At 48.8% G+C, this 23269-nt stretch carries 27 protein-coding genes and 1 riboswitch; of the genes, 14 read left to right on the top strand and 13 right to left on the bottom strand.

The window, feature by feature from the left end; genetic code table 11:
* The first annotated feature begins 243 nt into the window (after positions 1–243).
* Positions 244–426: a helix-turn-helix domain-containing protein gene (locus tag B2X65_RS07810; protein WP_290611752.1), complete on the top strand. Its 183-nt coding sequence runs from the start codon at positions 244–246 to the stop codon at positions 424–426.
* Here the strand turns inward: B2X65_RS07810 and B2X65_RS07805 are convergent.
* The 4 genes from B2X65_RS07805 to B2X65_RS07790 are packed head-to-tail and all read right to left on the bottom strand — an operon-like array spanning position 412 to position 4297.
* The gene (locus B2X65_RS07805) at positions 412–1323 is read right to left on the bottom strand and encodes a phosphotransferase family protein (protein WP_290611751.1); all 912 of its coding nucleotides are present in this window, start codon (positions 1321–1323) and stop codon (positions 412–414) included. The genes B2X65_RS07810 and B2X65_RS07805 overlap by 15 nt on opposite strands.
* On the bottom strand, positions 1272–1901 hold the full coding sequence (pnuC, locus tag B2X65_RS07800; protein ID WP_290611750.1) for a nicotinamide riboside transporter PnuC: 630 nt from the start codon (positions 1899–1901) through the stop codon (positions 1272–1274). Before pnuC ends, B2X65_RS07805 begins: the two co-directional genes overlap by 52 nt.
* Positions 1898–2149: a YkoF family thiamine/hydroxymethylpyrimidine-binding protein gene (locus B2X65_RS07795; RefSeq protein WP_290611749.1), complete on the bottom strand. Its 252-nt coding sequence runs from the start codon at positions 2147–2149 to the stop codon at positions 1898–1900. Before B2X65_RS07795 ends, pnuC begins: the two co-directional genes overlap by 4 nt.
* Before the next feature lie 33 nt (positions 2150–2182).
* A complete protein-coding gene (locus B2X65_RS07790; RefSeq protein ID WP_290611748.1) occupies positions 2183–4297 on the bottom strand; it encodes a TonB-dependent receptor in 2115 nt (704 codons plus the stop codon).
* Between the two features lie 40 nt (positions 4298–4337).
* Positions 4338–4450, bottom strand: a riboswitch (TPP riboswitch).
* Between the two features lie 150 nt (positions 4451–4600).
* Between B2X65_RS07790 and B2X65_RS07785 the strand changes: the two genes are divergently transcribed.
* Positions 4601–5368, top strand: a complete 768-nt coding sequence (locus tag B2X65_RS07785) for a M15 family metallopeptidase (protein ID WP_290611747.1) — start codon at positions 4601–4603, stop codon at positions 5366–5368.
* A gap of 106 nt (positions 5369–5474) precedes the next feature.
* Here B2X65_RS07785 and B2X65_RS07780 read toward each other — a convergent pair whose 3' ends face one another.
* The gene (locus B2X65_RS07780) at positions 5475–5972 is read right to left on the bottom strand and encodes an outer membrane beta-barrel protein (protein WP_290611746.1); all 498 of its coding nucleotides are present in this window, start codon (positions 5970–5972) and stop codon (positions 5475–5477) included.
* A gap of 118 nt (positions 5973–6090) precedes the next feature.
* Complete coding sequence (gene mgtE, locus B2X65_RS07775; RefSeq protein WP_290611745.1) at positions 6091–7524, bottom strand: magnesium transporter; 1434 nt, start codon at positions 7522–7524, stop codon at positions 6091–6093.
* Positions 7525–7753: 229 nt separating this feature from the next.
* On the opposite strand from mgtE, the gene B2X65_RS07770 reads away from it, so the two are divergent.
* From B2X65_RS07770 to B2X65_RS07760, 3 genes are all read left to right on the top strand, one after another.
* Positions 7754–8569, top strand: a complete 816-nt coding sequence (locus tag B2X65_RS07770) for a DUF432 domain-containing protein (protein WP_290611744.1) — start codon at positions 7754–7756, stop codon at positions 8567–8569.
* A gap of 14 nt (positions 8570–8583) precedes the next feature.
* On the top strand, positions 8584–9408 hold the full coding sequence (locus B2X65_RS07765) for a mechanosensitive ion channel family protein (RefSeq protein ID WP_290611743.1): 825 nt from the start codon (positions 8584–8586) through the stop codon (positions 9406–9408).
* A 137-nt stretch (positions 9409–9545) separates the two neighbouring features.
* Positions 9546–11162, top strand: coding sequence for a BamA/TamA family outer membrane protein (locus B2X65_RS07760; protein WP_290611742.1), 1617 nt, complete (start codon positions 9546–9548; stop codon positions 11160–11162).
* A gap of 1 nt (position 11163) precedes the next feature.
* Here the strand turns inward: B2X65_RS07760 and mutM are convergent, their stop codons facing one another.
* The 5 genes from mutM to radC form a co-directional block, all read right to left on the bottom strand.
* On the bottom strand, positions 11164–11973 hold the full coding sequence (gene mutM, locus B2X65_RS07755; protein WP_290611741.1) for a bifunctional DNA-formamidopyrimidine glycosylase/DNA-(apurinic or apyrimidinic site) lyase: 810 nt from the start codon (positions 11971–11973) through the stop codon (positions 11164–11166).
* A gap of 53 nt (positions 11974–12026) precedes the next feature.
* Positions 12027–12500, bottom strand: coding sequence for a hypothetical protein (locus B2X65_RS07750; RefSeq protein WP_290611739.1), 474 nt, complete (start codon positions 12498–12500; stop codon positions 12027–12029).
* A gap of 111 nt (positions 12501–12611) precedes the next feature.
* Positions 12612–12767, bottom strand: coding sequence for a 50S ribosomal protein L33 (gene rpmG / locus B2X65_RS07745; protein WP_008219722.1), 156 nt, complete (start codon positions 12765–12767; stop codon positions 12612–12614).
* An 11-nt stretch (positions 12768–12778) separates the two neighbouring features.
* The gene (rpmB, locus tag B2X65_RS07740) at positions 12779–13015 is read right to left on the bottom strand and encodes a 50S ribosomal protein L28 (RefSeq protein WP_026349251.1); all 237 of its coding nucleotides are present in this window, start codon (positions 13013–13015) and stop codon (positions 12779–12781) included.
* A gap of 179 nt (positions 13016–13194) precedes the next feature.
* The gene (gene radC, locus B2X65_RS07735; RefSeq protein ID WP_214000520.1) at positions 13195–13869 is read right to left on the bottom strand and encodes a RadC family protein; all 675 of its coding nucleotides are present in this window, start codon (positions 13867–13869) and stop codon (positions 13195–13197) included.
* 82 nt (positions 13870–13951) lie between these two features.
* On the opposite strand from radC, the gene coaBC reads away from it, so the two are divergent.
* From coaBC to slmA, 3 genes are all read left to right on the top strand, one after another.
* Positions 13952–15211, top strand: a complete 1260-nt coding sequence (gene coaBC / locus B2X65_RS07730) for a bifunctional phosphopantothenoylcysteine decarboxylase/phosphopantothenate--cysteine ligase CoaBC (protein WP_290611729.1) — start codon at positions 13952–13954, stop codon at positions 15209–15211.
* Complete coding sequence (dut, locus tag B2X65_RS07725) at positions 15208–15666, top strand: dUTP diphosphatase (RefSeq protein WP_290611728.1); 459 nt, start codon at positions 15208–15210, stop codon at positions 15664–15666. The genes coaBC and dut overlap by 4 nt, the downstream gene beginning before the upstream one ends.
* A 279-nt stretch (positions 15667–15945) precedes the next feature.
* Complete coding sequence (slmA, locus tag B2X65_RS07720) at positions 15946–16536, top strand: nucleoid occlusion factor SlmA (RefSeq protein WP_290611727.1); 591 nt, start codon at positions 15946–15948, stop codon at positions 16534–16536.
* 201 nt (positions 16537–16737) lie between these two features.
* Here slmA and pyrE read toward each other — a convergent pair whose 3' ends face one another.
* Together pyrE and rph are read right to left on the bottom strand one after the other, a co-directional pair.
* A complete protein-coding gene (pyrE, locus tag B2X65_RS07715; RefSeq protein WP_290611726.1) occupies positions 16738–17385 on the bottom strand; it encodes an orotate phosphoribosyltransferase in 648 nt (215 codons plus the stop codon).
* Positions 17386–17403: 18 nt separating this feature from the next.
* Positions 17404–18117 (bottom strand): ribonuclease PH, encoded by a 714-nt coding sequence (rph, locus tag B2X65_RS07710; protein WP_097112337.1) that lies wholly within the window; start codon positions 18115–18117, stop codon positions 17404–17406.
* A gap of 249 nt (positions 18118–18366) precedes the next feature.
* Between rph and B2X65_RS07705 the strand changes: the two genes are divergently transcribed.
* The 6 genes from B2X65_RS07705 to B2X65_RS07680 all read left to right on the top strand — a co-directional run bounded on the left by B2X65_RS07705 (position 18367) and on the right by B2X65_RS07680 (position 23230).
* The gene (locus B2X65_RS07705) at positions 18367–19227 is read left to right on the top strand and encodes a YicC/YloC family endoribonuclease (protein WP_290611724.1); all 861 of its coding nucleotides are present in this window, start codon (positions 18367–18369) and stop codon (positions 19225–19227) included.
* A gap of 198 nt (positions 19228–19425) precedes the next feature.
* On the top strand, positions 19426–20640 hold the full coding sequence (locus B2X65_RS07700; RefSeq protein ID WP_290611723.1) for a tyrosine-type recombinase/integrase: 1215 nt from the start codon (positions 19426–19428) through the stop codon (positions 20638–20640).
* Positions 20641–20769: 129 nt separating this feature from the next.
* Complete coding sequence (locus B2X65_RS07695) at positions 20770–20967, top strand: helix-turn-helix domain-containing protein (protein WP_290611722.1); 198 nt, start codon at positions 20770–20772, stop codon at positions 20965–20967.
* 15 nt (positions 20968–20982) lie between these two features.
* On the top strand, positions 20983–21174 hold the full coding sequence (locus B2X65_RS07690) for a hypothetical protein (protein ID WP_290611720.1): 192 nt from the start codon (positions 20983–20985) through the stop codon (positions 21172–21174).
* A 43-nt stretch (positions 21175–21217) separates the two neighbouring features.
* Positions 21218–22789: a DNA cytosine methyltransferase gene (locus B2X65_RS07685; protein ID WP_290611719.1), complete on the top strand. Its 1572-nt coding sequence runs from the start codon at positions 21218–21220 to the stop codon at positions 22787–22789.
* Positions 22790–22801: 12 nt separating this feature from the next.
* Positions 22802–23230 carry a very short patch repair endonuclease gene (locus B2X65_RS07680; RefSeq protein ID WP_290611718.1) on the top strand — a complete coding sequence of 143 codons (429 nt, stop codon included), beginning with the start codon at positions 22802–22804 and terminating at the stop codon, positions 23228–23230.
* Positions 23231–23269 lie beyond the last annotated feature (39 nt).

The raw sequence follows: 23269 nt of genomic DNA, 5'->3' as shown, positions 1-23269 counted from the left end.
ACATTAATCTGGACAGCGCAGCAATAACGCAGGAGTAATATAGGTGCAGCCGCCTGCGGCGAATCAAAACGTAATTGAATTTAACCGATATTTATACCGTTAAGTAGCCGGAATGTCTATTAAAGTCGGTGTAGCCACATGCGAAAATGCCGTTGAGTTTTTTTAAAAAATTGTGTTTTTTTAATTCAAAAAAGCCGATGAATAGGGTATTACTAGTAACTTAACAACTATCAGGATAACGCTATGTCACTCATGTCGGTACAACAGGTTGCTGAGTTCCTTGGGATCCCGGATATTCGGGTTGAACGATTGGCCAGAGAAAATCTGCTGGTTGCCACTGAACAAGATGATAGTGGCAAGCCATTATTTAACGAAGACGATGTTAAGCGCTATAAAGTATTGGCGGAGCGTTTAGGAGGGTTGTAGCGCCAGCTGCTCAGTCAGCTGCTGCTGCCAGTATTGAGCCTGCTGCTGACACGAGGTCAGTTTTTGTTGCAGGCTCAGATACCATAACCAGCAGAATCCGCTAAAAATGATCTTAGCCAGCACAAGTTTGGCTGACAACGCTGTATCCACGCCAACGCCAATGGCGCGATGTTGCTGATATGCCGCAAGCAGCTGTTGCTCTGTTGCTGCAGATAACTGAAAATTTAATGATACTGCCGCTAAATCAAGGCAACTGTCCGCCGATTGAGCATACTCGAAATCCAGCAACCATAGTTTCTGCTTTGCCCAAAGCATATTACCGCCATGCAAATCCAGATGACATAGCACCTCATCGGTTGGTAATGTCTGATAATGCTTTGCTGCTCTGAGCAACCGGGCAAATAATGGTGCATCAGCATGTAGCAGTTCGTGTCCACTAGATTCTGCGACATGCTGCGCTAACTGCTGCAGGTAATTGACCGGCTGCAACAGTGCAGTCCTGGTCCGCAATTTATGCAGTTTTGCCAGCGTGCATGCCAGTATTGGGATCGTCTGCGTTGTCACTTCGAAGCGCGAACCGCCCTGAATAAACTCGCTGATCAATACCTGTAAATGGTTATTCAGGCAAAGAGGCGCCGGGGCGATACCGGCCACTGCAGCGGCATGCTGACAGCGCAGCTCTTGCTGACGACACACACCACTGCTGCTTGCAGGGTAACGCCTTAGCGCATACATTCCGCGGCAGGTTTCGACCTGGTAATTAAGATTCAGCTCACCATTAGAAAGCGGTGTAACGGCAAGCGCCGGATGCGCAGCAAAAAACTCCAGATGACGGCATAATGCGCTTACCGGCCCGACACCGCCAGTTGCGGTTGCTGCTGATAATTTGCCCGCCATATAAAATATCCCGCCAACGCAATAATGGTATACAGCATAAACAACAGGGTTAGAAAATACAGATGTTTTTGCGCATACACATAAATTGATACCGCATCTATCACCACCCAGTACAACCAGTTCGACACCAGCTTGCGCGCGACCAGCCAGGTCGCCATAACACTAAACACCGTGGTTTGCGCGTCAAGGTACGCAAAATCCGCATGCGTATAGTTCGCCATCACGAAGCCCAGCAGCACGCCGGCAAGCGCGGTAATGGTAATTAACTGCAGGTGCCGGCGCCAGGGCCATTCTGATACTGTATTCAGCCCCTTGTGCTGCTGTTTCATTTGTTGCCAGCGCCACCAGCCATACAGCGCCATTGCGGCGTAGTACAACTGCAGCAAGGCATCTGATAATAAGGCAGAATCCCACATAATATGGGTAAACAGCATCGTGCTTAGTAATGCCGCTGGCCAGCACCACAAGCTCTGGCGCAAGGCCAGTATGACGTAGGCCAGCGCCAGCAAGGTTGCCAGCAGCTCAAGGCTATGCATCAACTGCCAGTCGTCCAGCGCATTACTAAGCCAGTGCATCATGGCTGCAAATCACCCGGGATAAATTTGCAGACAAACACCACTTTGCCGTATTGCTCAAAAGAGGATTTTATACAGTGTTGCAGCGCCTGCATTACCTGGTCATAGTCGCCAAATAACTGGGTACTCATGGTGTTGGTGATCACCCGGATCTCTGGATACTGATTAAGCTGTTCAATAAAGCCTTTAATCGGCCCGATATAATCCTCAGCCAATGGATACTTACTAATTTCTACTGATACTTTCATCATGTCTCCTTAATAACTGGAATAGCTGGCGCAGCATCAAAATTGATAGCTGGCACTAACCCCTACCCGACGTGGCTCGGCAAATTGTTCATACAAATGCGGCTCGTAACCATCGCGCGGGTCATTGCCAAAGTAAAAACCGCGGACGCCGACATCCTGATCCAGCGCATTGCGACTCCACAGCGCCAGCTGCCAATGCTGCAGCTGATAACTTAACCGCAGGTTTAGCAGCTCATAACGCTCAGACCGCTGATTGTGGCTATCTGAATAATAAAAACGGTCTTTGCCTTGCACGCCAACGTTAAATGTCAGCGCATCGCTCAGATACCAGTCGGCAGCGATATTGTAACTAAAGCGTGGCGCCTGCGCCTGCTCGCGGCCACTGAAATCATCACCCTCAATGGTCACATAGTTACCCAGCTTAGTTTTCAGCCAGCTGGCATTAATCATTACGGTCAGCCGGGGATGCAGCTGCAGCCGGTTTTCAATTTCAATCCCGTAATTACGACCACTGCCAGCATTATCAATAAAACCAGCAAATTGCGGGCCGCTGTCCGGGTTTAGCCAGCCTTTTACCTGCATATCCTCTCGCCACATATAAAATGCCGCGACCCGGGTTACCAGGCTTTGATCAAGCGCCGTGCCTTTTACGCCAAACTCGGCGTTATACAGCGTTTCAGGGGCAAAACTGGCCTTAGACAGTAATTCACTGAGACTATCATCCGCTGCTTTTGCCAGCGCATCGCCATTAATACCGCCCGCTTTATAACCACGTGACGCCAGCAGGTAGATCAGTGCCTGCGCATTAGGCTGATAATTCAGGCTTAGTTTAGCCCCCCACATGGTGTCATTGTTTGTTATGCGGTTGGCGCTGCTATCGGCATACTCATCTTCATAACGCTCAAGTCTTAAACCTGATACTAAGGTCAGCTGTTCTGTCAGCGGCGTGTTCAATTCAGAATAGAGTGCCAGGTTGCTGCGGCTTAAGCTGCTGGCAAAGGTGTCTGCCTGCCATAAATCCCAATTCCAGAACTGGCGGGTTAAATCAAAATCTTTACTTGCCGCATAGACGCCAAGCACCCAGTCACTATTCCCCAGCCGGCCGGCGTCGTTAGAAATAAGACGGTAATCCAGGGTTAACTGCTCCCGGTTGCGCAGGTAACGGTCCGTGGTCGAATACTCATCGGGGTGCAGCCCGACATAGCTCCAGTCTTCATCAAAGCCATAGTCCAGATCCGCATCAAGCCAACTTAACTGGCCCTCAAATCGGGCAACGCTCAGGCCGCTGTAGTCTGCCTGCAATGCCAGGGCGTTGCTGCGCTGTGTGTCCTGGCCTGGCTGGTCTGATAATGTAGTGCGGTCGCGGTCCAGCGAAAAGGCATCATAACCATTGTCCTGGTTGACAACGTGGCCAATCAGTTGCAGCTTCAACTCAGCAACTGGCTGATAAGCCAGTTTAAAGCGGCCGGTAAATTCGACGATGTTGTTGGTGTCATCACGATCAAGGAATACGTTGCGGATAAAGCCATCTGACACTTGTTGCTCTAATGATACGCTATAGCCCCATTGTGAATTTATAGCATTACTGAACTGACCGGCCAGCTGATAGCTGTCGTAGTTAGCAATGGTCAGGCTGGCTTTGCCTTCGGCAGTCTCTGTCGGGCCTATCGTTGTCAGGTTTAGCATACCCGCCAGCGCGTTAGCGCCAAAACGAGTCGCTTCCGGGCCGCGGAACACCTCAAACTGGGCAATATCGCTAATACCACTAATACCAAGCCCGGAGTAATCTATACCATCAATCAGAATACCGACCGACGGGTTAATGGTATCGACAAATTCACTGCGCTCACCAATGCCGCGCACCTGAATAAAGCGCCCGCGAGAGGCGCCTGCACTGAAATTAACATTGGCAAACTGGTTTAGCAGCTGGTCAAGATGCTGCACCGACTGGCGCTGTAAATCCTCTGCAGTTACTACGGTGACACTGCCCGCCAGCTGGCCGGTAGTTTGCTGACGAAAATCGCCCTGCACGGTAATACGCTCAATAGCAGTATCAGCTGAAGCTTTGTTGGCTTGAGCAAACGCAGAGACAGGCGCGACACAAAGCGCTGCAATAACAGCAGTCGAAATTATAGAAGGGGTAAAACGCATTTTTGTATGACTCTCCATTAAAAACAGAGATCACACCAGCTTGAGGAGTTAGCACCATCCCTCCGCCGGTATAATCCGGATCAGGTTCTAAGGGTTTGCCCGAAAGCATCTCAGCACCGGCGTTTTTGCGCAGGTGCACCCCTTGGTTGCGCGGCAAGTGTATAGCTTTTCAATTAGTGGGGCAAGCTGTCGGGCAGCTGTTGCGTCACTTTTCTCAAACTGTAGCTATACTCATTGTCAGTCACGGCGTTTAGCCGGGGCAACGCTAAGGGTGTCATAAAACAACTGGCAAGGAGCATAGCGATGAGCAGAGATACTAATATGGCGCACCTGCATCCGGTTTTCCGGCAAAAAGTTGAACTGTTATTGCAAGACCTGTTAAGTGCCCAGTTACCGTTCAAAGTTTTTGAAGGTTTCCGTTCGCCCGAGCGTCAACGTGATTTATTCAACCAGGGTCGCAGCCGGCCTGGCGCCAGAGTCACCAATGCCGATGCCTGGAGTTCAATGCATCAGTATGGGGTGGCGGCCGACTTTGTGTTGTATATCGACGGTAAATGGAGTTGGGATGACACTGGCGAGCGGAAAAAATGGTGGCAGCAGTTGCACAAGCTGGCAGATAAACAGCAGTTACAGCCATTAAGCTGGGAGCTGCCTCACTTACAAATGCAGGGTATTAACCTGGCACAATTGCAACGCGGTAATTATCCACAGAATGGTGATAATGACTGGGCCGAGAATTTACAGCAAGCAATAACAGGCTGGTCGGGTTTACCCACCGCACCACCAATACCCATTGAGGCCCCCACCCGGCCGCCATTACCGGCAGCAACCGAGGCCGATAACCGCACGCTACCAAGAACCACCATAACCGCTAATAAAGCCAGAGTAACTGCGCGCGATGGCTTGCGCCTGCGCGCTGGACCCGGCACCAGCTTTGATATCAAAACTACCTTAGTCAGCGGCCAGCAGGTTAACGTACTTGGGCAAAGCGGAGACTGGAGCCAGGTAGACTTGCAAGGCGACGGCCTGGCTGATGGCTACTGCCATAGTGGTTATTTGGCGATGGAATAATAACAATTAGACGAACAGAGAGCTTGCCTGGCATAAAAACCAAAAAAGCCTGATATTTCAGGCTTTAATGCGTAAAAAACACGGCACTGATAACTTTAAAGTGTTATCAGAAACGGAAAGTGGCCGTAACAAAATTAGTGTCATCAACGTTTAAATATGACAACGACACCTTTTTAATATCGACACCCACACCAAAACCAAATTCAGTGCTTGAATCTGTTTCACTCATACCAAAGCCACTGGCTTTAACACGACCATTAAACATACCGGCACGGGCATACAGCGAAACGGAGTCGTTTACTATTATAGTTGGACGGTACGCAGCACCAATTACCGATTGCAGCTTAACATCTACGCCATAGACTTCGTCAGAGTTCAAGCCAATAACCGCAATTGCTTCAACTTTATGAGCAAACTTTTCTGTCGCTTTAAGTGTAGTTCCCAACACGCCTACAGCACCAAAATGGCTGATGCTCTCATTATCAAGATCTGCAGAAAACTGAGTTGCACCCAGTTCGAAATACATCTCTGCCTGAGCAGCGCCGGCGAAGGCAGTAGTGGTTAACAGTGAAGTGATTGCGATTGTTTTTATCATGTTGCGCATATAATCTCCTTTAAAATGCACCCGGATTTTACATGCAGCCTTATTTTTTGCAACGAAATTTATGAGTTGTAAAGATAAACGTTTTTGCTGTTGTAACTGCGCTGTTTGCTACAAAAACTTACAACCCCAAATACCAGGTGGCGATGGAGAAATAAAGTACCACCCCGGACACGTCGGCAATGGAGGTAATGAGCGGGCCGCTGGCGGTGGCCGGGTCGAGTTTTAGGCGGCTTAGTAAAAAGGGTAACGACAAGCCGACCAGGCTGCCGACCATGACTACCAGCATCATGGTGGCGGCAACCACAATCGCAATATCATAGCCGCCGCGCCACCAGCCAAGCCATACCACGGCAAATGACATGGTTAAACCCAGTAAACCAGCTATAAGGCATTCTTTGGCCATTAACGAGCCCCAGTCGCGCAGTTTTACATCGCCGGTAGCCAGTGCCCGTACCATCAAGGTACCTGACTGCGCCCCGGCATTGCCGCTACTGGCAATTAACAGCGGCAGAAAGAACAACAGCGCCAGGTAGCTGGCAATGGTGTCTTCAAAGTAGGCGATACCGGCACCAGAGAAGATATTGCCAAATACCAGGATCACTAACCAGAACACCCTTTTACGGTACAGCAGGCCAATGCTGGCATCTTTAACATTGCCCTCCAGCTTGCCGATGGTCGCGGTTTTATGAAAATCCTCGGTTGCTTCCTCAGCGGCCACATCCATCGCATCATCATAGGTGACAATACCCACCATCTGCTGTTCGCCGTTCAGAATAGGTAACGCCAGTAAGTCGTATTTGGCCACCATGGCCGCGACTTGCTCTTGTTTCATGTCAACCGTGGCATAGATAGGATCGTGGTTCATCAGCTCATCCACCAACATGGTGGTCGGTGCCAGAATAAGTTCGCGCAGTGACACCACACCAATCAATTTGCGGGCTTCATCAACCACGTAGGCGGAATAGATGGTTTCTTTGTCGGGCGCTTCGCGGCGCAGCACATCCAGTGCCTCACGTACGGAAATATCAGATGCCAGTATCGCGTAATCTGACGTCATAATAGCGCCAGCGGTACCCTCCTGATGACTGGATAACCGCAGTAAATCTTCGCGCTCGGCCTGCGCCAATGCTGGCAATAGCATTTCCCGTTGCTCTGCCGTTAACTGATTAAATAAATCGGCCCGTTCGTCAGACGACATCTGGCGAATAATGGGCGCCAGTTTGCGCCGGCTTACCTGGATAGCCAACGCAACCTGCATTTCAGCAGGTAAGTAGCCAAATACCTTGGCTTGCTCTGAACGACGCAAGGCAACCAGCAGCATCCATAAATGGTCTAGCGAAAACTCCATAATGGCCAGAGCGTAGTCAGCCGGATGCACATCTTCCAGCTGGTCTTGCAACAGCTGTACCGTATCGTTCTCTAGCGCGAAGCGCAGTCGGTTTATTAGTACAGGTAGTTCCATAGCAACCTCATAGTCCTGACCAGACACCCAGGTGTTCAGTAATTTCAGGGTTAACGTATTAAGCGTAATGTCATAAAGTGTCTGCCACACTGGCAACGGTAGCCTGTCATAACCGCTTTTCAAAAACCGCTTAGATAGTATGCTGTCACATACCTGGCTGCTATCAACAGTTCAGCTAAAATAACATATTGCTTCTGAAGCAGAAATTAACCATTATTTTAGTTTTCGCCGCCCGAGATAACAATCAGGCTGTAGCGCACATATAAATGACGTTTGCTCTGCTACTATACCAACGCCACTGAGAATGACCGGACCGGATATGCAACCACAACATCACAACGATCTGCAGACAAGTAACCTATGGTGGCAGCCTGTTGCCTTGAACAACGGCCAGAGCTGGCAGTATACCTTGGGGCCATTAACCCTTTATCTGCAGCGCGCACCACTGGAATGGCTGCTGGGTTATACCCGCGCACCGGAGCAAGACACGCACAGTCAGACACAGAGTAAGAGCATCAGGCAATTTCCTGAGCTGGAAAATTTACAGCGTTTTGTATTTAAGCAAAGCCCGGCCCAGTTTTGTATTAGCCCAAAGTTACTTGACCGGCCGATGGTGGTGAAAACCCGCACTCAACTGAGTATCCCGCCGGCCCAGCAGGCGGTATTTTATATCAGTTCGCCAGTGGTAATAGAAGTAAATTTGCAGCAACCGGCATGCAATCTGCTTGATATTGTCAGTCAGCGCCTCTCTGATACCTGGTTTGGGCCATCAACCTTGCATGGTGAGTTGTGTTACGCCGATAAAACCCAGGCCCGGCACAACAGAGCCGACTTGCCGGTCAGGCCCCACCGGGCCGTTACCGCAGTGACGATTGAAAATAATGCCGACACCATGCTGGTGATTGATAAACTAAGTATCCCGTTGCCGTATCTGGCATTGTATGGTTTGGATGACGGCTCGTTATGGACCGATCCTATTACCCTGCAACACGATGGCAACCATGCACTGACCCGGTTTAAAATAAGTAAACAGTTGCCAGCGGGTGTGAGCGCCGCAGCCAGAATTGCCGGGCCGCGGCAGAATATTGAAAAACAGGGTTTAATCCGGGCATTTACCGGCATGTTTAATGATTAACAGGAACGGGTAAAATGGAGCACATTTCGGCCTATTTAAGGTCAGAGCAAATGGTTAATATGCTGCAAGCCGCTATCTTACTGGCAGCAGGCTTACTGCTGGCCAGTCTGGCCGGACGCGCGGTGCAAAAGCTGGTTACCCGTAACTTTTCACAGCACCATGCGGTATTATTTAAGCGATTGGTTTACTGGTTGGTTCTGGCGCTGTTTGTGGCCTCCGCGCTGCGCCAACTCGGTTTTTCGTTAGGGGTGCTTATAGGTGCCGCCGGCGTGTTGTCGGTGGCGATAGGATTTGCTTCGCAAACTTCTGCCTCCAACCTGATTAGCGGACTGTTTTTAATCGGCGAAAAACCTTTTCAGCTGGGCGATGTAATAAGAGTAGGTACTACCACCGGCGAAGTGCTGTCGATAGACTTACTGTCGGTAAAACTGCGCACCTTCGATAATTTGTTTGTCCGCATTCCCAATGAAAGCCTGATTAAAACCGAAATGACCAATCTGACCCGTTTTCCTATCCGGCGCTTTGATTTAATGATAGGAGTGGCTTACAAAGAAAATATCAGTCAGGTTCGGCAAATATTACAACAGGTAGCCGATGCTAACCCCCTTAGCCTGGATGAACCGGCCCCGCTTTTTATTTTTAATGGTTTTGCCGATTCCTCGCTGAGTATTCAATTCAGTGTCTGGACCAAACGGGAGAATTTTCGCGATCTTAAAAATAGTATTCAGGAGGAAGTTAAAATCGCCTTCGATCAAGCGGGTATAGAAATTCCGTTTCCGCAGCGTACGGTGCATTTAGCCGCGGCAACACCGCCTGGCCAGGGCAATACTATCACCTGAGAAAAACAATTAGCTGCAATGTAATGAATTGAAATAAGAAAAATGTTTCTGCGTACACACATAGCTTAATGTTACCTTAAGTTTGGCAGGGTAAACTCGTTTTGTTCCTGCACTTTTTCCTGTATATGGAGATACCTATGAAGTTGTTTGCCAACCTAGCCTTTATTATGCTGTTTGCTGCCAAAGCACAAGCAGACTGCCAGGCCGTGGCTGACAATCACTTCCTGGTTAACGAGACTGATGTCACCATCAACAGCATTACTTTTACCGCAGAGAATGTGTTTGACCTATCTAAAAAGAACACCTTTTGGTTGCACCGCTTCGCCAACTATACCCACATCATTACCAAAGAGTCTGTGCTAAACGACGATTTATTATTTCAAACCGGCAGTCAATTACATCTTAGCGAGTTGGCAGAAACCGAGCGGTTGCTAAGAAGCCGACGTTATATTCGTGAAGCAGAAGTACGAATAACCCATTTTTGTGCCGAGACCAACAGCGTTATCGTTAATGTCGCGACCTGGGATAACTGGTCACTGCTGCCTACCATAGATTTTTCCAGTGAAGGTGGGCGCAGTAAAAGTGCTTTTGGTATTGAAGAAGATAATTTTCTGGGGACCGGCAACCGGCTAAACCTGGAATACAAAAGTGACAGTGAGCGCACAGAGCTGGGATTTTTATTTTTGTCGCCAAATATGTTCGGCAGTTTCTGGAACAGTTCTCTTGGCTACAGCAACAACAGCGACGGCAATAACTACCAACTGAGTATTAACAGGCCGTTCTACCGGTTGTCATCGCCGTGGGCTTTAGGGTTTGAAATTAATAGAGTATCTGAAGACGTTACCGAGTATGACGCCGGTGAAGAATTCAACAGTTACAAGCGTGAGAATAATCATGCTAAAGCGGAACTAGGCTACAAGTTAAATATAAACAGTAAGAATATTCACCGTTTAACGTTTGCGGTTGAAATGGATACCTCTAAGTTTAATGAAAACATTGATACCGTGTTAGATGCACCAGAGGACCGAAACTTAAACGGCTACTGGCTGGAGTACGAATTTATTCAGGCTGATTACCGAAAACTTTTTAATATCAACTCGTTTAACCGTACCGAGGATTTTAACTTTGGCTGGCAACTCAATGCTCGCATTGGTAATTATAGCGAAAGCCTGGGCGCAGATAGCAACGCGTTATTCTGGTCGGTAAGTACTGCCAAAAACTGGCAGCTGGCAAACAATCTGTTTTTATTGGCGGATGCCAGTTGGCTACAACGCGAATTTGCACAACCACAATACCTGGTAACCACACATTGGCAGCTGGTAAAGCGACTAGATGACAGTAACAGCATTGTGGGTAAACTGGCTTTGGATAAAGGCCAAAACTTGTTTCGTGATGAGCCGCTCTATATTGGTGGCGACAATCAGCTACGTGCTTACCCTGCCTATTTTAGAAGTGGTGAGTCTCGCGCTGTTATTACCACCGAATATCGTCATTTTACCGACTGGTCATTGTGGCAGTTATTAGACGTTGCTTTTGCCGGCTATATTGATGCCGGTAAAATCTGGCAAACTCAGCAACAAGATGCCCATACGTCATCCGGCGGCACCTTGGTTGGTGTTGGTGCAGGTATTCGCTTGCTGTCTAACCATTCCAGCCGCGGCACTATGATCCATATGGACATTACCAAGGCACTTACCGACAACACTAACCTGGGTGCTGTTGAAGTCAGAATTACCGCAACCCGCAGTTTTTAGTTTATCGCTGGCAGCTTTGGCAAAATACCGTACTGCGCTGCCCCAGGCGAATTTCACTTAAGGTATTGCCACAACTAACGCAAGCTTGTCCGCCACGGCCATACACTAACAGCTGCTGTGCAAAATAACCTGGCTTACCATCAGCCTGGCTGAAATCCTTCAACGTTGTGCCACCCTGCACAATGGCCGCAGCCAGCGTTTCTTTAACGACGGTACTTAGCAAGGCCAATTTATCGGCTGACACACTGTTCGCTGGCGCTGCAGGCAAAATGCCGGCTTTAAACAGGGCTTCATTAGCGTAAATATTACCCACCCCTACTACCACCTTGTTGTCCATCAGCACCAGTTTGATGGCAGCCGAGCGTTTGGCACAAGCGTTAATCAGCGTCTGGACACTAAAGTCACTGGTCAGCGGCTCTGGGCCTAACGCAGCCAGTAGTGGATGTGGCTGGTTATTTGCCTGCCACAATACCGCACCAAAACGACGGGTATCGTTTAAACGCAGTATTTTATTATTGGATAGCAGTAAATCCAGATGGTCGTGCTTGGCAGCCGGGGTATTGGCAGCTACCACTTTTAAATGACCCGACATGCCTAAATGCAGAATAATTTCACCTGCCGGCAGCCTGATTAACAAGTACTTGGCCCGACGGGTAACCGCCAATATCGGCTGGTTGCTAAGTGCAACCACTTCATCCGGGATCCACCAGCGCAGCTGACGCTGCCTTGCGACCACGCTCAGTAATTGCTGGCCTTCAAGATGCGGGCTAATGCCTAAGCGGGATACTTCAACTTCGGGTAATTCTGGCACTACTTATACTCCAAAAAAACGGGTATTCCAAAAAAGCGAGCGGCAATCGCGCCTTACTTTAACAAAAACAACTGTTCAGCCTGAGCAGTGCTTAGCTGATAAAACTGGTTGTTACCTGCCTGTTGTAACAGGTAGCGCTCACCTTCTGATCCAGCATCAGGATACAGTAACCAGATCACCGGGCTGCTTTCACCCACCAGTTGCACACTGGCCTGTGCCACCGGCACCCGGCTTTGCATGGTTAAGGTTTCTACAGGTGTTAACTGGCTATGCTGCCAGGCCAGCGCTAATTGTCCGGCATCAATCTGATTACTACTCTGTGGTTGCAGTTGCCACTGCGGCCCGGCTTTTACCAGGCGCTGATTGACAAAGCCCACCATCAGCAGCTGGGCGTCGGCTGGAATTAAGCGATGCTCTGCTATCGATTTTTGTTGCAAACGTTGCGGAATACCGTACAGCACAAACATCAGGATCAACACTGCAAAAATCAGTACATTGTTCCAGTTGCGGCGCGAGAGTTTTAACATAGCTATACCTTAGTGCTCAGGGCAGCACCTGTCTGCATGGGCGCAGCGGCATAGTAACTTAGGCAGGGTGTAAAAAGCAAAAACCCGGCGAAAGCCGGGTTTTCAGGTCGATTACTTGATTTTCGCTTCTTTGAAAATCACGTGCTTACGCACTTTAGGATCGAACTTTTTAATTTCCATTTTTTCTGGCATGGTACGCTTGTTCTTCGTTGTAGTGTAGAAGAAGCCAGTACCGGCAGAAGAAACTAAACGGATTTTATCGCGCATGAGTTAATTCCTTATACCTTGTGACCGTTGGCACGAACGTCTACTAAAACGGCGTCGATACCTTTCTTGTCAATAATACGCATACCACGGGTGGTAGTACGTAAAGTAACAAAACGGTTTTCGCTTTCAACCCAGAAACGGTGAGTTTGCAGGTTAGGCAGGAAACGGCGCTTTGTCGCGTTGTTGGCGTGCGAACGACGGTTACCTACCATCGGACCTTTGCCAGTTACTTGGCATACTCTAGACATGTCTATATTTCTCCAAAATTACGTCAGCTCGAGCTATCATTCACCCTTCTGGCCTTGAAGGTTGCCCCGAAAATGGATGAGGGCGCACTTTATACACGAAAGCCCCACTAAACTCAAGAGAATTTAAATGGCACTTCAGGCAGATCTATTGGCGATCCGCCTCTATCGTTTAAATTTTGTTAAAGCCAGCCGCGTTCTGCAAAAGACACAACCTCTGCATCGCCCACCACAAAATGGTCCAGTATTTTTATATCTACTAACGCCATGGCCTGGGTGAGGCGCTCCGTTATTGCCCTGTCGGCGCGGCTTGGCTCTGCCACCCCGGAAGGATGATTATGAGCCAATATAACGGCGGCGGCATTATGCGCTAAAGCGCGCTGAACTACAATACGCGGATATACCGGCGATGCATCGATAGTCCCCATAAATAGCGGCTCACTGGCAATTAAACGATGCTGATTATCAAGATAAAGTAGCAAGAATACTTCGCGTTGCTCATGGCCAATGGTGTGCGATAAAAACTTTTTCACCAGTGCCGGCTCAGTAAACACCGTTTCACGCTGTAATTGCTGCTGCATATAACGCTTACTCAGTTCCAGCACAGCCTGTAATTGCACAAACTTTGCTTCACCCAGGCCCTTCGCCTGACAAAACTCATGCTGGCTGGCACCCATTAAGCGGCGCAGCGAGCCAAAATGATTCAAAAGCTGACGAGCCAGCGTTACCGCGTCACAGCCGCTGACACCGGTGCGTAGAAATATTGCCAAAAGCTCGGCATCAGATAATGCCTTAGGCCCCAGCTGCAGCAGTTTTTCCCGTGGTCTTTCGGTTAATGGCCAGTCAGAAATTGCCATCTGAATCCTCCCTGAATTGATGCCGATTTTTACGTTCCGTGTTATCTTATGCCGATGATTTCAGGACCAGCTTTAGGTATTTATGCAGCAGACACTGGCAGCAAAACGTATTTTACTGGGCATTAGTGGCGGCATTGCTGCCTACAAAAGTGCCGACTTAGTTCGTCGCTTAAAAGAGCGGGGCGCCGAGGTCAGAGTGATCCTGACCGATGCTGCCCAGCAATTTATTACTCCGCTTACCTTGCAGGCCGTATCGGGTAACCCGGTTAGCACCAGTATGCTCGACCCGGCAGCAGAAGCCGCTATGGGCCATATTGAACTGGCAAAATGGGCCAACCTTATTGTGGTGGCACCCGCCTCGGCCGATGTCATCGCCCGGCTGGCGCACGGCATGGCCAACGACTTACTCACCACCTGTGTACTGGCCTCTGCCGCACCGGTGGCGGTAGCGCCAGCCATGAATCAGCAGATGTATAACAATATAGCCACCCAGCAAAACTTAGCAACACTAAAAAAACATAAATTTCACATTTTTGGCCCGGGTGCCGGCGAGCAGGCCTGTGGCGATGTCGGCTATGGCCGCATGCTGGAGCCGTTAGAGTTGGTGGCATTAGTTGAACAAACTATTGGCCAGGCTGGTGAGCAAAGCCAGGTACCAGTAGGCCCATTAGCCGGCCTGCGCTTTGCTATTACTGCCGGCCCTACCCGTGAAGCGTTAGATCCGGTGCGTTATTTATCTAACCATAGCTCCGGCAAAATGGGCTTTGCTTTAGCCGCCGCTGCCGCTGCCATGGGGGCAGATGTCACGTTAATCAGTGGCCCGGTGCAACTGACCACCCCGGCGGGTGTTAAGCGGACAGATGTTATCAGTGCGCAGCAGATGCATGACGCCGCAATAAAAGCGGCGGTGCAAAGCGATATTTTTATCGGCTGCGCCGCCGTGGCAGACTATCGCGCCGCAGAAGTAGCACTCAATAAGTTGAAAAAAGGTAGTGACGAGCAGCTGCAACTTACCCTGATAAAAAATCCTGACATCATCGCTGCCGTAGCGGGTTTAACTCAACAGCGGCCTTTCACTGTCGGCTTTGCCGCTGAAACCAATGACGTAGTGGGCTATGCCCACAAAAAGCTGACCAGCAAAAAGCTGGATATGATTTGTGCCAATGATGTATCGCAACCCGGCGCGGGCTTTAACAGTGACCAAAATGCGATAACAGCCCTGTGGCACGGTGGCGAGCAGACGCTTGAGTTACAAAGCAAAACAGCGTTGGCTTCCAGCCTTATCGAACTGATTTTTAAACAATTTTCTCAACAACAGACCACAAGTGAAACGATTAAATGAATAAAGCGATTGAGCTGAAAATCCTCGACCCCCGTATTGGCAATGAATTCCCGCTACCAGCCTATGCAACACCGGGTTCAGCCGGCCTTGATTTGCGCGCCTGCTTGGATCAAACCCTGACCCTGGAACCAGGCCAGACGGTATTAATTCCAACCGGTATCTCTATTTTTATTGGCGATGCGAATTTATGCGCCACCATTTTACCGCGCTCTGGCCTCGGCCATAAGCACGGTATTGTGCTGGGTAATCTGGTGGGCTTAATTGACTCTGATTACCAGGGGCCATTAATGGTATCCATGTGGAACCGCGGCCAGCAGACATTCAGCATTGAACCAGGCGACCGGATTGCCCAGCTGGTGTTTATGCCGGTGGTACAGGCAGAGTTTAAGCTAGTTGATAGCTTTGACGCCTCAGAGCGTGGTGAAGGTGGTTTTGGTCACTCTGGGAAGAGCTAGCATTAGAACTTGGTGGTAAAACCTCCAGGCAACACACTTTTTCACCGCCAAACTTGAAAGCTCGGGAGGCCAGTGTGCGTTTTGAGCAGCGGCAAGGATGCCGCGGAGCCTGAAAGGGCACAGGGATGTGATCCTTGAAGGCGGCGAGAGGCGCATACTGGCTGGACGAGCCCTACACCGCAACTTGCGGCTGTTCCACAAGTATGTTGCCTTACGGTTTCTTCAAGTTGCAGCAGGCCAAGCAATAGATACTCTATAAGTTTATTTTCAGGAACAGCTATGTCAACACCGCGTCGCGGCAACAGAAAAGAAGATATTTTGCAGGCGTTAGCCGCCATGTTGCAAAGCAATAATGGCCAGCGCATTACCACTGCTGCTCTCGCCGAAAAAGTCGGCGTGTCCGAGGCTGCGCTATATCGCCACTTTCCCAGCAAAGCCCGGATGTTTGAGGGCTTAATTGAATTTATTGAAGACACCCTGTTATCCAGAATAAACAGCATTTCAGATGAACACAAAGACACCCAAAGCCGCATAGAACTCATGCTGCAGCTTATTTTGGTATTTGCCGAGCGTAACCCGGGCTTTTGCCGCATCCTTACCGGCGATGCGCTGCAGGGTGAACAGGAACGCTTGCTGGAGCGGGTAGCGGCACTGTTTGAAAAGCTGGAAACCCAATTTAAACAAACCCTGCGCGAGCGCAAATTGCGCGAAGGTAAAGGTTTCAGCATTGACGAAGGCGAGCTGGCAAACTTACTACTGGCCTTGGTAGAGGGTAAAATAAGCCAATTTGTTCGTTCGGGCTTTAAACGCCTGCCAACCAACGCCTGGCAAAATCAATGGGCTCTGTTACAACAAACGTTGTTTAATTAAGAATGGTACTTTTGGTTGTCGACCTGACATAAAGCGTCAGGTCAGAAAAAGTGGCGAAGTGCTGCTGTAGAGCAAGCTGTCAGGTAATGCTTATGGAACCGCGGCATGGATGCCGCGCAGGCTGAAGGGGCACAGGGATGTGATCCTTGAAGCCGGTGGAGTAAGCGTTACCTGATGCCCTGCGTTCCTATTTACAGTGACTTATATCTTCACACCATACTGCGCCCGATAAGCTTTTACCGCCTCCAGATGCTCAGCCATTTCTGGCTTATCCGCTAAATAGCTGATGAGATCCGGCAGGCTGATAATAGCCACAACCTTAGTGTTAAAATCGCGCTCCACTTCCTGAATGGCCGATAATTCACCCTGACCGCGCTCCTGCCGGTCGAGTGCCACCAGCACGCCGCTAAGTTCAGCACCCTGCGCCTGAATCAGCTGCATAGATTCGCGAATAGCAGTACCTGCGGTAATCACATCATCTACCAGCATAATACGGCCCATTAGTGGCGAGCCAACTAAATTGCCGCCTTCGCCATGGGCCTTGGCTTCTTTGCGGTTAAAGCAGTATGGAACGTCACGGTTATGGTGATCTGCTAACGCCACTGCCGTAGTCGTCGCAATAGGTATGCCTTTATAAGCCGGGCCAAACAACACGTCGAATTCAATCGCCGCATCCTGCAGCGCTGCCGCATAAAACCGGCCCAGTTTTGCTAAATCACTACCGGTATTAAATAAACCGGCGTTAAAGAAATACGGGCTGGTTCGGCCTGACTTCAGGGTGAACTGGCCAAACTTTAATACCTGACGTGCCAGGGCAAATTCAATAAAATCCCGTTGAAACTGCTTCATGGTGTTTTTGCCTCCTGCTTACGCCAGTACCCGCTTTTGCTCTTCAATAATTTCCCGGATAGCATGGCGGCCCAGGTCCATCATCTGCTGCATTTCATCAAAACTGAAAGGCTCAGTCTCTGCTGTGCCCTGCACTTCAATAATTTTACCGGTTTCAGTCATCACGATATTCATATCGGTTTCAGCGTTTGAGTCTTCGGCGTAATCTAAATCGGCTACCGGGGTACCCTTATAAACGCCTACTGAAACCGCTGCTACCATATACTTTAACGGGTTGGTTTTAATAGTGCCTTTGGCACGCATAAAATTCAGCGCATCGACCAGCGCCACACAGGCACCGGTAATCGACGCCGTGCGGGTACCGCCATCAGCCTGAATGACATCACAGTCGATAGTAATGGTGTTTTCACCCAGCAGTTTTAAATCGACAGCTGTGCGCAGTGCCCGGCCAATTAAGCGCTGAATTTCCATGGTACGGCCACCCTGCTTGCCGCGCGCCGCTTCGCGGTCATTGCGGGTGTGGGTTGCCCGTGGCAACATACCGTACTCAGCAGTAACCCAGCCTTTACCCTGGCCTTTCATAAAGCGTGGTACGCCTTCCACCACACTGGCGGTACAAATTACCTTGGTATTACCAAACTCCACCAGCACAGAGCCTTCAGCATGAGCGGTAAATTGACGGGTAAAAGTAAGGGGACGGATCTGACTGGCGGTTCTGCCACTTGGACGCATAGCTGCACTCCTGAAATTAACGATAGCCGCCATTATACGCTATGAATTTCTAAATGCACGTAGGCGGCCAGACCGTGAATCACCATGAGCTTATTATTCCTAAGTGATTGGGGGAACTGGCGCAGACAACACCCGTGCATTTTGAAAGGCGACGCGTATAGGGGGTATAAGCGCTCAGGGCGAGCAATTCGCCAAAATCGGCTAAAGTCAGGTATACTCAACACAATTTTGACGTATTGGAATTTCAGCATGATCCACAGCATGACCGCCTTCGCCCGCCACGAAACCAAAGCCAGCTGGGGCACTGCCCAGTGGGAAATCCGCTCGGTAAACCAGCGCTATCTGGAAAGTTATTTCCGGTTACCTGAGCAGTTTCGCGGCTTAGAAAGCCTGCTGCGCGACAAACTGCGTAACAGCCTGCAGCGCGGCAAAATTGAAGTGAATCTGCGTTATCATGCGAATCAGGCTGCCGGCGAACTAACTTTAAATGAAGAATTTGCTAGCCAACTGCTGCAAAAAGCTGAAAAATTACTGCAAAAAGCACCGAATGCGCAGCTCAATATTGCTGATATTCTGCGCTGGCCGGGTGTAATGGAAACCCCAACAGAAGATTTAGACGCTATGCAGGGCGAACTACTGGCTGGTTTTGATGCAGCGCTGCAGGATTTCCTGGCCGGCCGTGGCCGTGAGGGCGATGCCATTGAGCAAATGATCCAGCAACGTTTAACCGCTATTGGCGAGCAAGTGGCATTTGTGCGCACTCATCTGCCACAAGCCATGCAATGGCAACGCGATCGTATTTTAAACCGCTTAAATGACATTAAGGCTGACATTGAACAAGGTCGTTTAGAGCAGGAAATGGCGTTTTTAGCATCAAAATCTGACGTTGCAGAAGAGCTCGACCGCTTAGATGCCCACATCAAAGAAACCCGCCACACCCTGAAAAAAGGCGGCGCCTGCGGCCGGCGCCTCGATTTTATGATGCAGGAATTTAACCGCGAAGCGAATACACTATCCTCCAAAGCTATCAGTACCGAAATCACCAATGCCGCGGTAGAGCTTAAAGTGTTAATTGAGCAGATGAGAGAGCAGATCCAAAATATTGAATAGCATCCACCGAAGTTCATACTGATATTTTAGATAATTAAATCCAATAACTTAAGGAAAACCATAGTCTACCAGCATCCACCTTCACCCACCGAAAGCCAAGTATAACTGGTGGGTAAAGTGGTGGGTATGTTAGAATATCTCAGATGCCTAGTGGTGAGTAAAATCATCTTTGGCTAACATGCTGATCTGAGAGGGATTATGGGCAGTTTAACCGTAAAGAAAGTAGAGTCCCTAATAAAGGGAATTCCAGGTAAGTATGCTGATGGTGGTGGCTTATATCTGGCCGTACCAAAATCAGGCCTGCCCTTTTGGTTTCTTCGTTACAGCATTAATGGCAAACGCCGGGAAATGACGTTGGCCAAATGTGCCAATCTCTCACTTACTGAAGCACGTGCCGAAGCAGTGATGCAGAAAAAACAATTGGTGGTGGAAAAGGTTGATCCACTGTTTTTAAAACAGCGCGCCAAGCAGCACAAAATGCAAACGGTAGACGACTTATTTGTCGACTGGCATAAAGGTAATGTTAAACGGTTAAAACACCACAACATCCCCGAACGGGTTTACCGCAAAGATATTGCGCCGCATATTGGCGCCGCAGCGCCAAATAAGGTGGTCGCCAGGGATATTCAGTACATCATCGAAAGCATCACTGAGTCAGGCCGCCCTACTACCGCCAATGACGCCCTGCTCTATTTAAAACAACTGTTTAACCACGGCATAAAGTTAGATGTGGTGGGTGCTAACCCAGCCAGTGCCTTTAACGTTAGTGATGCCGGTGGCGTAGAGCTAAGCAAAGATCGAGCGCTAACGTTGGAAGAGCTTACCCAGGTATTTAAAGTATTTCGGGAAAATAGGGATAGTTTTGCCAGAGAGAATTACCTGGCCTGTGCGCTGCTGGTAACACTGGGCGTGCGCAAAGGTGAGTTAACAGAGGCAAGTTGGCAGGAGTTTGATTTAGAAGCCGGAATATGGGAGTTACCGAAGGCCCGAAGTAAATCTGGCGTGGGTCTTACTATACCACTACCAGAATTATGCCTCAGCTGGTTAGAAGAGCTCTATAAGCGGGCAGCAGGTTCGCCTTATGTATTCCCCAACCGGCGTAGCAGTAAAAACCCCTATATGGGCGCAGACACTCTTAACCGCGCCATAACCAAGCTATTTGGTCACGAAGCCGGCAAGAAGAAACAGCCACCCAACAAAATGGGTGACATCAAGCACTTTTCAGTACACGACCTACGCCGTACCTGTCGCACCCTGCTGGCACAACTCGGTGTGTCAGGCCATGTGGCCGAGCGCTGCTTAAACCACAAGCTGAAGGGCGTTGAAGGGATTTATAATAAGCATGATTATTTGGATGAGCGGAGAGAGGCTTTGGTAAAGCTGTCGAAATATCTGAGTTCTATAATTTCGTAATTTCTACTTAATTTATATTCAAAAGCACAACTAGTTGGAAGTTGAGTAGTATGGTGTTTACTGTACGAATGAGTTACTTTAGATGACATAAAGTCATTCTAAATTACATTTAGCCACTTGAGGTGTGTTTTGATTAAGTGTCACTTAGCCAAGCTAATGGGTGAGCACAAGTTAAAGGTGGTAGATGTTGCCCGTGAAACCGGGCTGAACCGCAATACCATTACTTTGCTATACAAAGAAACTGCAGTTCGAGTGGACTTTGAAACCATGGAAAAATTGTGTGATTTGTTTAATTGCAGAGTCGAAGATTTATTTGAGAAGATTTGAATCTGAGGAGTAGACATGTCTGATTCGTATGAAGAAGAATTTCAGGGCTATACCATCTATGTGGAAATTTCTGCCGACCGCTATAACCCGGCTTATAGCTGGTCGATATGTAAGGACGATGTTGAATATGACACAGGCCTATCCTTCTCAAAAGACGATGCCGTTGCAGATGCCGAAGCTGCTGTAACCGAATTAATCAAAAAGTAAACGACGTTTGTCTGCTCTTTATTTTGGAATCTAAACTACCTCTATGACTAAACCTGTGATCCCTGTAGTTGATCTGTTTGCCGGGCCTGGTGGCCTTGGTGAAGGTTTTTCTGCTTTAGAAAATGGCCATGCTTTTCGGATAGTCGTTTCCGCCGAAAAAGATCCGATAGCCCACCAAACATTACGGTTAAGAGCTTTTTATCGACTGCTAAAAACAAAAATGCCAGATGGCCTTTCAGACTACTATGCATTTTGTAATGGTGATGCGGAATCTCCCTATTCTGCCAAAACCGAGGTTATTTGGAACGAAGCCGCTGAAGAGGCGCTATGTATTGAGCTCGGCTCAAAACAAGGAAATGAGACGCTTGATAACGCAATTCAACAACGTCTTGGAAGCGATACTGGCAAAGACCCTTGGGTTCTGATCGGTGGACCACCGTGTCAGGCTTATTCACTTGTTGGCAGAGCGCGGAATAAAGGTAAAGTTGATTACAGTGCTGAGTCTGATCATCGTAATTTCCTCTATAAAGAATATCTGCGAATCATTAATCGTTATAAACCCGCTATGTTTGTAATGGAAAATGTGAAAGGCATGCTATCTGCCACGGTCGGCGGCGGCCGCATCTTCCACGAGATTTTACAGGATCTTGCGACACCGGCCCGCGCATTTCCTGGAGAAAAAGACAACCCACGCTATAAGATTTGCTCATTGGTGTCAGACCAGTATTTCGAACCGGATGGCGACCCAACAAAAATAGATGCAAATGCATTTATTATTAAAGCTGAACGCTATGGCATTCCGCAAGCCAGGCACCGGGTAATACTCGTAGGTATAAGAGAGGAGTTCACTCAAGGTAAGCTCGACAAACTTCATCCCCAACAACAACTTAATGTCGAAGATGTGATTGATGTACTACCTAAGCTACGAAGTCGGCTAAGTAAGGAGCCCGACTCTGCTGCTAACTGGCAAACCAGAGTTGCCGAGCAAATATCACGAGTTGCTGAGGAAGCAAAAAAAACCGGCATGGTTGGTGTCGTACAAGTACTCAGTAAAGCTCTTACAGCTCTTAGTAAACATAAGGAGTATGGTAACAATAGGGTTCCAAGACATAATGAAATAGCGTCAACAGGGTTGATTGAACTAAACGACTGGCTTAAAGATGAAAATTTAAAATTTTGGTTAAACCACGAAACACGAGGCCATCGCATTGATGATTTAGGCCGCTATGCTTTTGCTGCTGCCTTTGCTGAGATTCATAGCCGGTCTCCAAAGGGACATACCGAATTTAATCTACCGGGCTTGGCACCCGCTCACAAAAACTGGGAGTCCGGTAAGTTTTCAGATAGATTCAGAGTTCAGACGAAAAAGGGGCCTTCCACGACGATAACCAGCCATATATCTAAAGATGGCCACTATTTTATTCATTATGACCCTGCACAGTGCCGCAGCCTGACAGTAAGGGAGGCTGCAAGATTGCAGACTTTCCCTGACAACTATTTCTTCCGCGGTGGCAGAACCATGCAGTACCATCAGGTTGGTAATGCAGTACCGCCATTTCTGGCCAATCAGATTGCTGCTATTGTTTATGAACTCCTGCAAGGGTCATCAAGCTGACACGGGGGCATTTTGGTTGATGTTCATGATAAAGAAACCAGAAGCAAAAATATGGCCGCGATCCGTAATAAAAATACGCGGCCTGAGCTTATGCTACGTAAGCAGCTTCACGCAGCTGGTTTCCGGTACCGCCTCAATGTAAAAGAGATGCCGGGAAAGCCAGATATCGTTCTGCCGAAATACAAAACAGTCATATTTGTGCATGGATGCTTCTGGCATCTTCACAACTGCTTGTTATTTAAATGGCCTTCAACACGAGCTGAATGGTGGAAAGTTAAGCTTATGACCAACCGGCAGCGTGACTTGGAAGCCCAGGACAAACTAATGGAACTGGGTTGGCGGGTGCTTGTAGTTTGGGAGTGTGAGATAAAAAGCCAGAAACTAATGGATTTAGTTTCTGGCTTTTTACTTTCTGGCGAATTGTATTATGAGATTCCTTAAGTTCAGCTCTCAGAATTCTAACTTTCCCGATGCAGCATA

Origin of the sequence: Arsukibacterium sp. UBA3155 (genome assembly GCA_002364615.1) — a bacterium.
Lineage (GTDB): Bacteria > Pseudomonadota > Gammaproteobacteria > Enterobacterales > Alteromonadaceae > Alishewanella.
Note: the sequence above shows the minus strand (reverse complement) of the source record. Positions and strands in the feature narration are given on the sequence as shown.

Excerpts from the sequence above, each read along its gene's own strand:
- dut (WP_290611728.1), top strand. The coding sequence starts at position 15,208 with ATGAATAAAGCGATTGAGCTGAAAATCCTCGACCCCCGTATTGGCAAT.
- B2X65_RS07780 (WP_290611746.1), bottom strand. The coding sequence starts at position 5,972 with ATGCGCAACATGATAAAAACAATCGCAATCACTTCACTGTTAACCACT.
- B2X65_RS07685 (WP_290611719.1), top strand. The coding sequence starts at position 21,218 with ATGACTAAACCTGTGATCCCTGTAGTTGATCTGTTTGCCGGGCCTGGT.
- B2X65_RS07790 (WP_290611748.1), bottom strand. The coding sequence starts at position 4,297 with ATGCGTTTTACCCCTTCTATAATTTCGACTGCTGTTATTGCAGCGCTT.
- B2X65_RS07805 (WP_290611751.1), bottom strand. The coding sequence starts at position 1,323 with ATGGCGGGCAAATTATCAGCAGCAACCGCAACTGGCGGTGTCGGGCCG.
- B2X65_RS07810 (WP_290611752.1), top strand. The coding sequence starts at position 244 with ATGTCACTCATGTCGGTACAACAGGTTGCTGAGTTCCTTGGGATCCCG.
- B2X65_RS07770 (WP_290611744.1), top strand. The coding sequence starts at position 7,754 with ATGCAACCACAACATCACAACGATCTGCAGACAAGTAACCTATGGTGG.
- rpmB (WP_026349251.1), bottom strand. The coding sequence starts at position 13,015 with ATGTCTAGAGTATGCCAAGTAACTGGCAAAGGTCCGATGGTAGGTAAC.
- B2X65_RS07795 (WP_290611749.1), bottom strand. The coding sequence starts at position 2,149 with ATGATGAAAGTATCAGTAGAAATTAGTAAGTATCCATTGGCTGAGGAT.
- rph (WP_097112337.1), bottom strand. The coding sequence starts at position 18,117 with ATGCGTCCAAGTGGCAGAACCGCCAGTCAGATCCGTCCCCTTACTTTT.
- rpmG (WP_008219722.1), bottom strand. The coding sequence starts at position 12,767 with ATGCGCGATAAAATCCGTTTAGTTTCTTCTGCCGGTACTGGCTTCTTC.
- slmA (WP_290611727.1), top strand. The coding sequence starts at position 15,946 with ATGTCAACACCGCGTCGCGGCAACAGAAAAGAAGATATTTTGCAGGCG.
- B2X65_RS07785 (WP_290611747.1), top strand. The coding sequence starts at position 4,601 with ATGAGCAGAGATACTAATATGGCGCACCTGCATCCGGTTTTCCGGCAA.
- coaBC (WP_290611729.1), top strand. The coding sequence starts at position 13,952 with ATGCAGCAGACACTGGCAGCAAAACGTATTTTACTGGGCATTAGTGGC.
- B2X65_RS07760 (WP_290611742.1), top strand. The coding sequence starts at position 9,546 with ATGAAGTTGTTTGCCAACCTAGCCTTTATTATGCTGTTTGCTGCCAAA.
- B2X65_RS07700 (WP_290611723.1), top strand. The coding sequence starts at position 19,426 with ATGGGCAGTTTAACCGTAAAGAAAGTAGAGTCCCTAATAAAGGGAATT.
- pyrE (WP_290611726.1), bottom strand. The coding sequence starts at position 17,385 with ATGAAGCAGTTTCAACGGGATTTTATTGAATTTGCCCTGGCACGTCAG.
- radC (WP_214000520.1), bottom strand. The coding sequence starts at position 13,869 with ATGGCAATTTCTGACTGGCCATTAACCGAAAGACCACGGGAAAAACTG.
- B2X65_RS07765 (WP_290611743.1), top strand. The coding sequence starts at position 8,584 with ATGGAGCACATTTCGGCCTATTTAAGGTCAGAGCAAATGGTTAATATG.
- B2X65_RS07750 (WP_290611739.1), bottom strand. The coding sequence starts at position 12,500 with ATGTTAAAACTCTCGCGCCGCAACTGGAACAATGTACTGATTTTTGCA.
- B2X65_RS07705 (WP_290611724.1), top strand. The coding sequence starts at position 18,367 with ATGATCCACAGCATGACCGCCTTCGCCCGCCACGAAACCAAAGCCAGC.
- pnuC (WP_290611750.1), bottom strand. The coding sequence starts at position 1,901 with ATGATGCACTGGCTTAGTAATGCGCTGGACGACTGGCAGTTGATGCAT.
- B2X65_RS07690 (WP_290611720.1), top strand. The coding sequence starts at position 20,983 with ATGTCTGATTCGTATGAAGAAGAATTTCAGGGCTATACCATCTATGTG.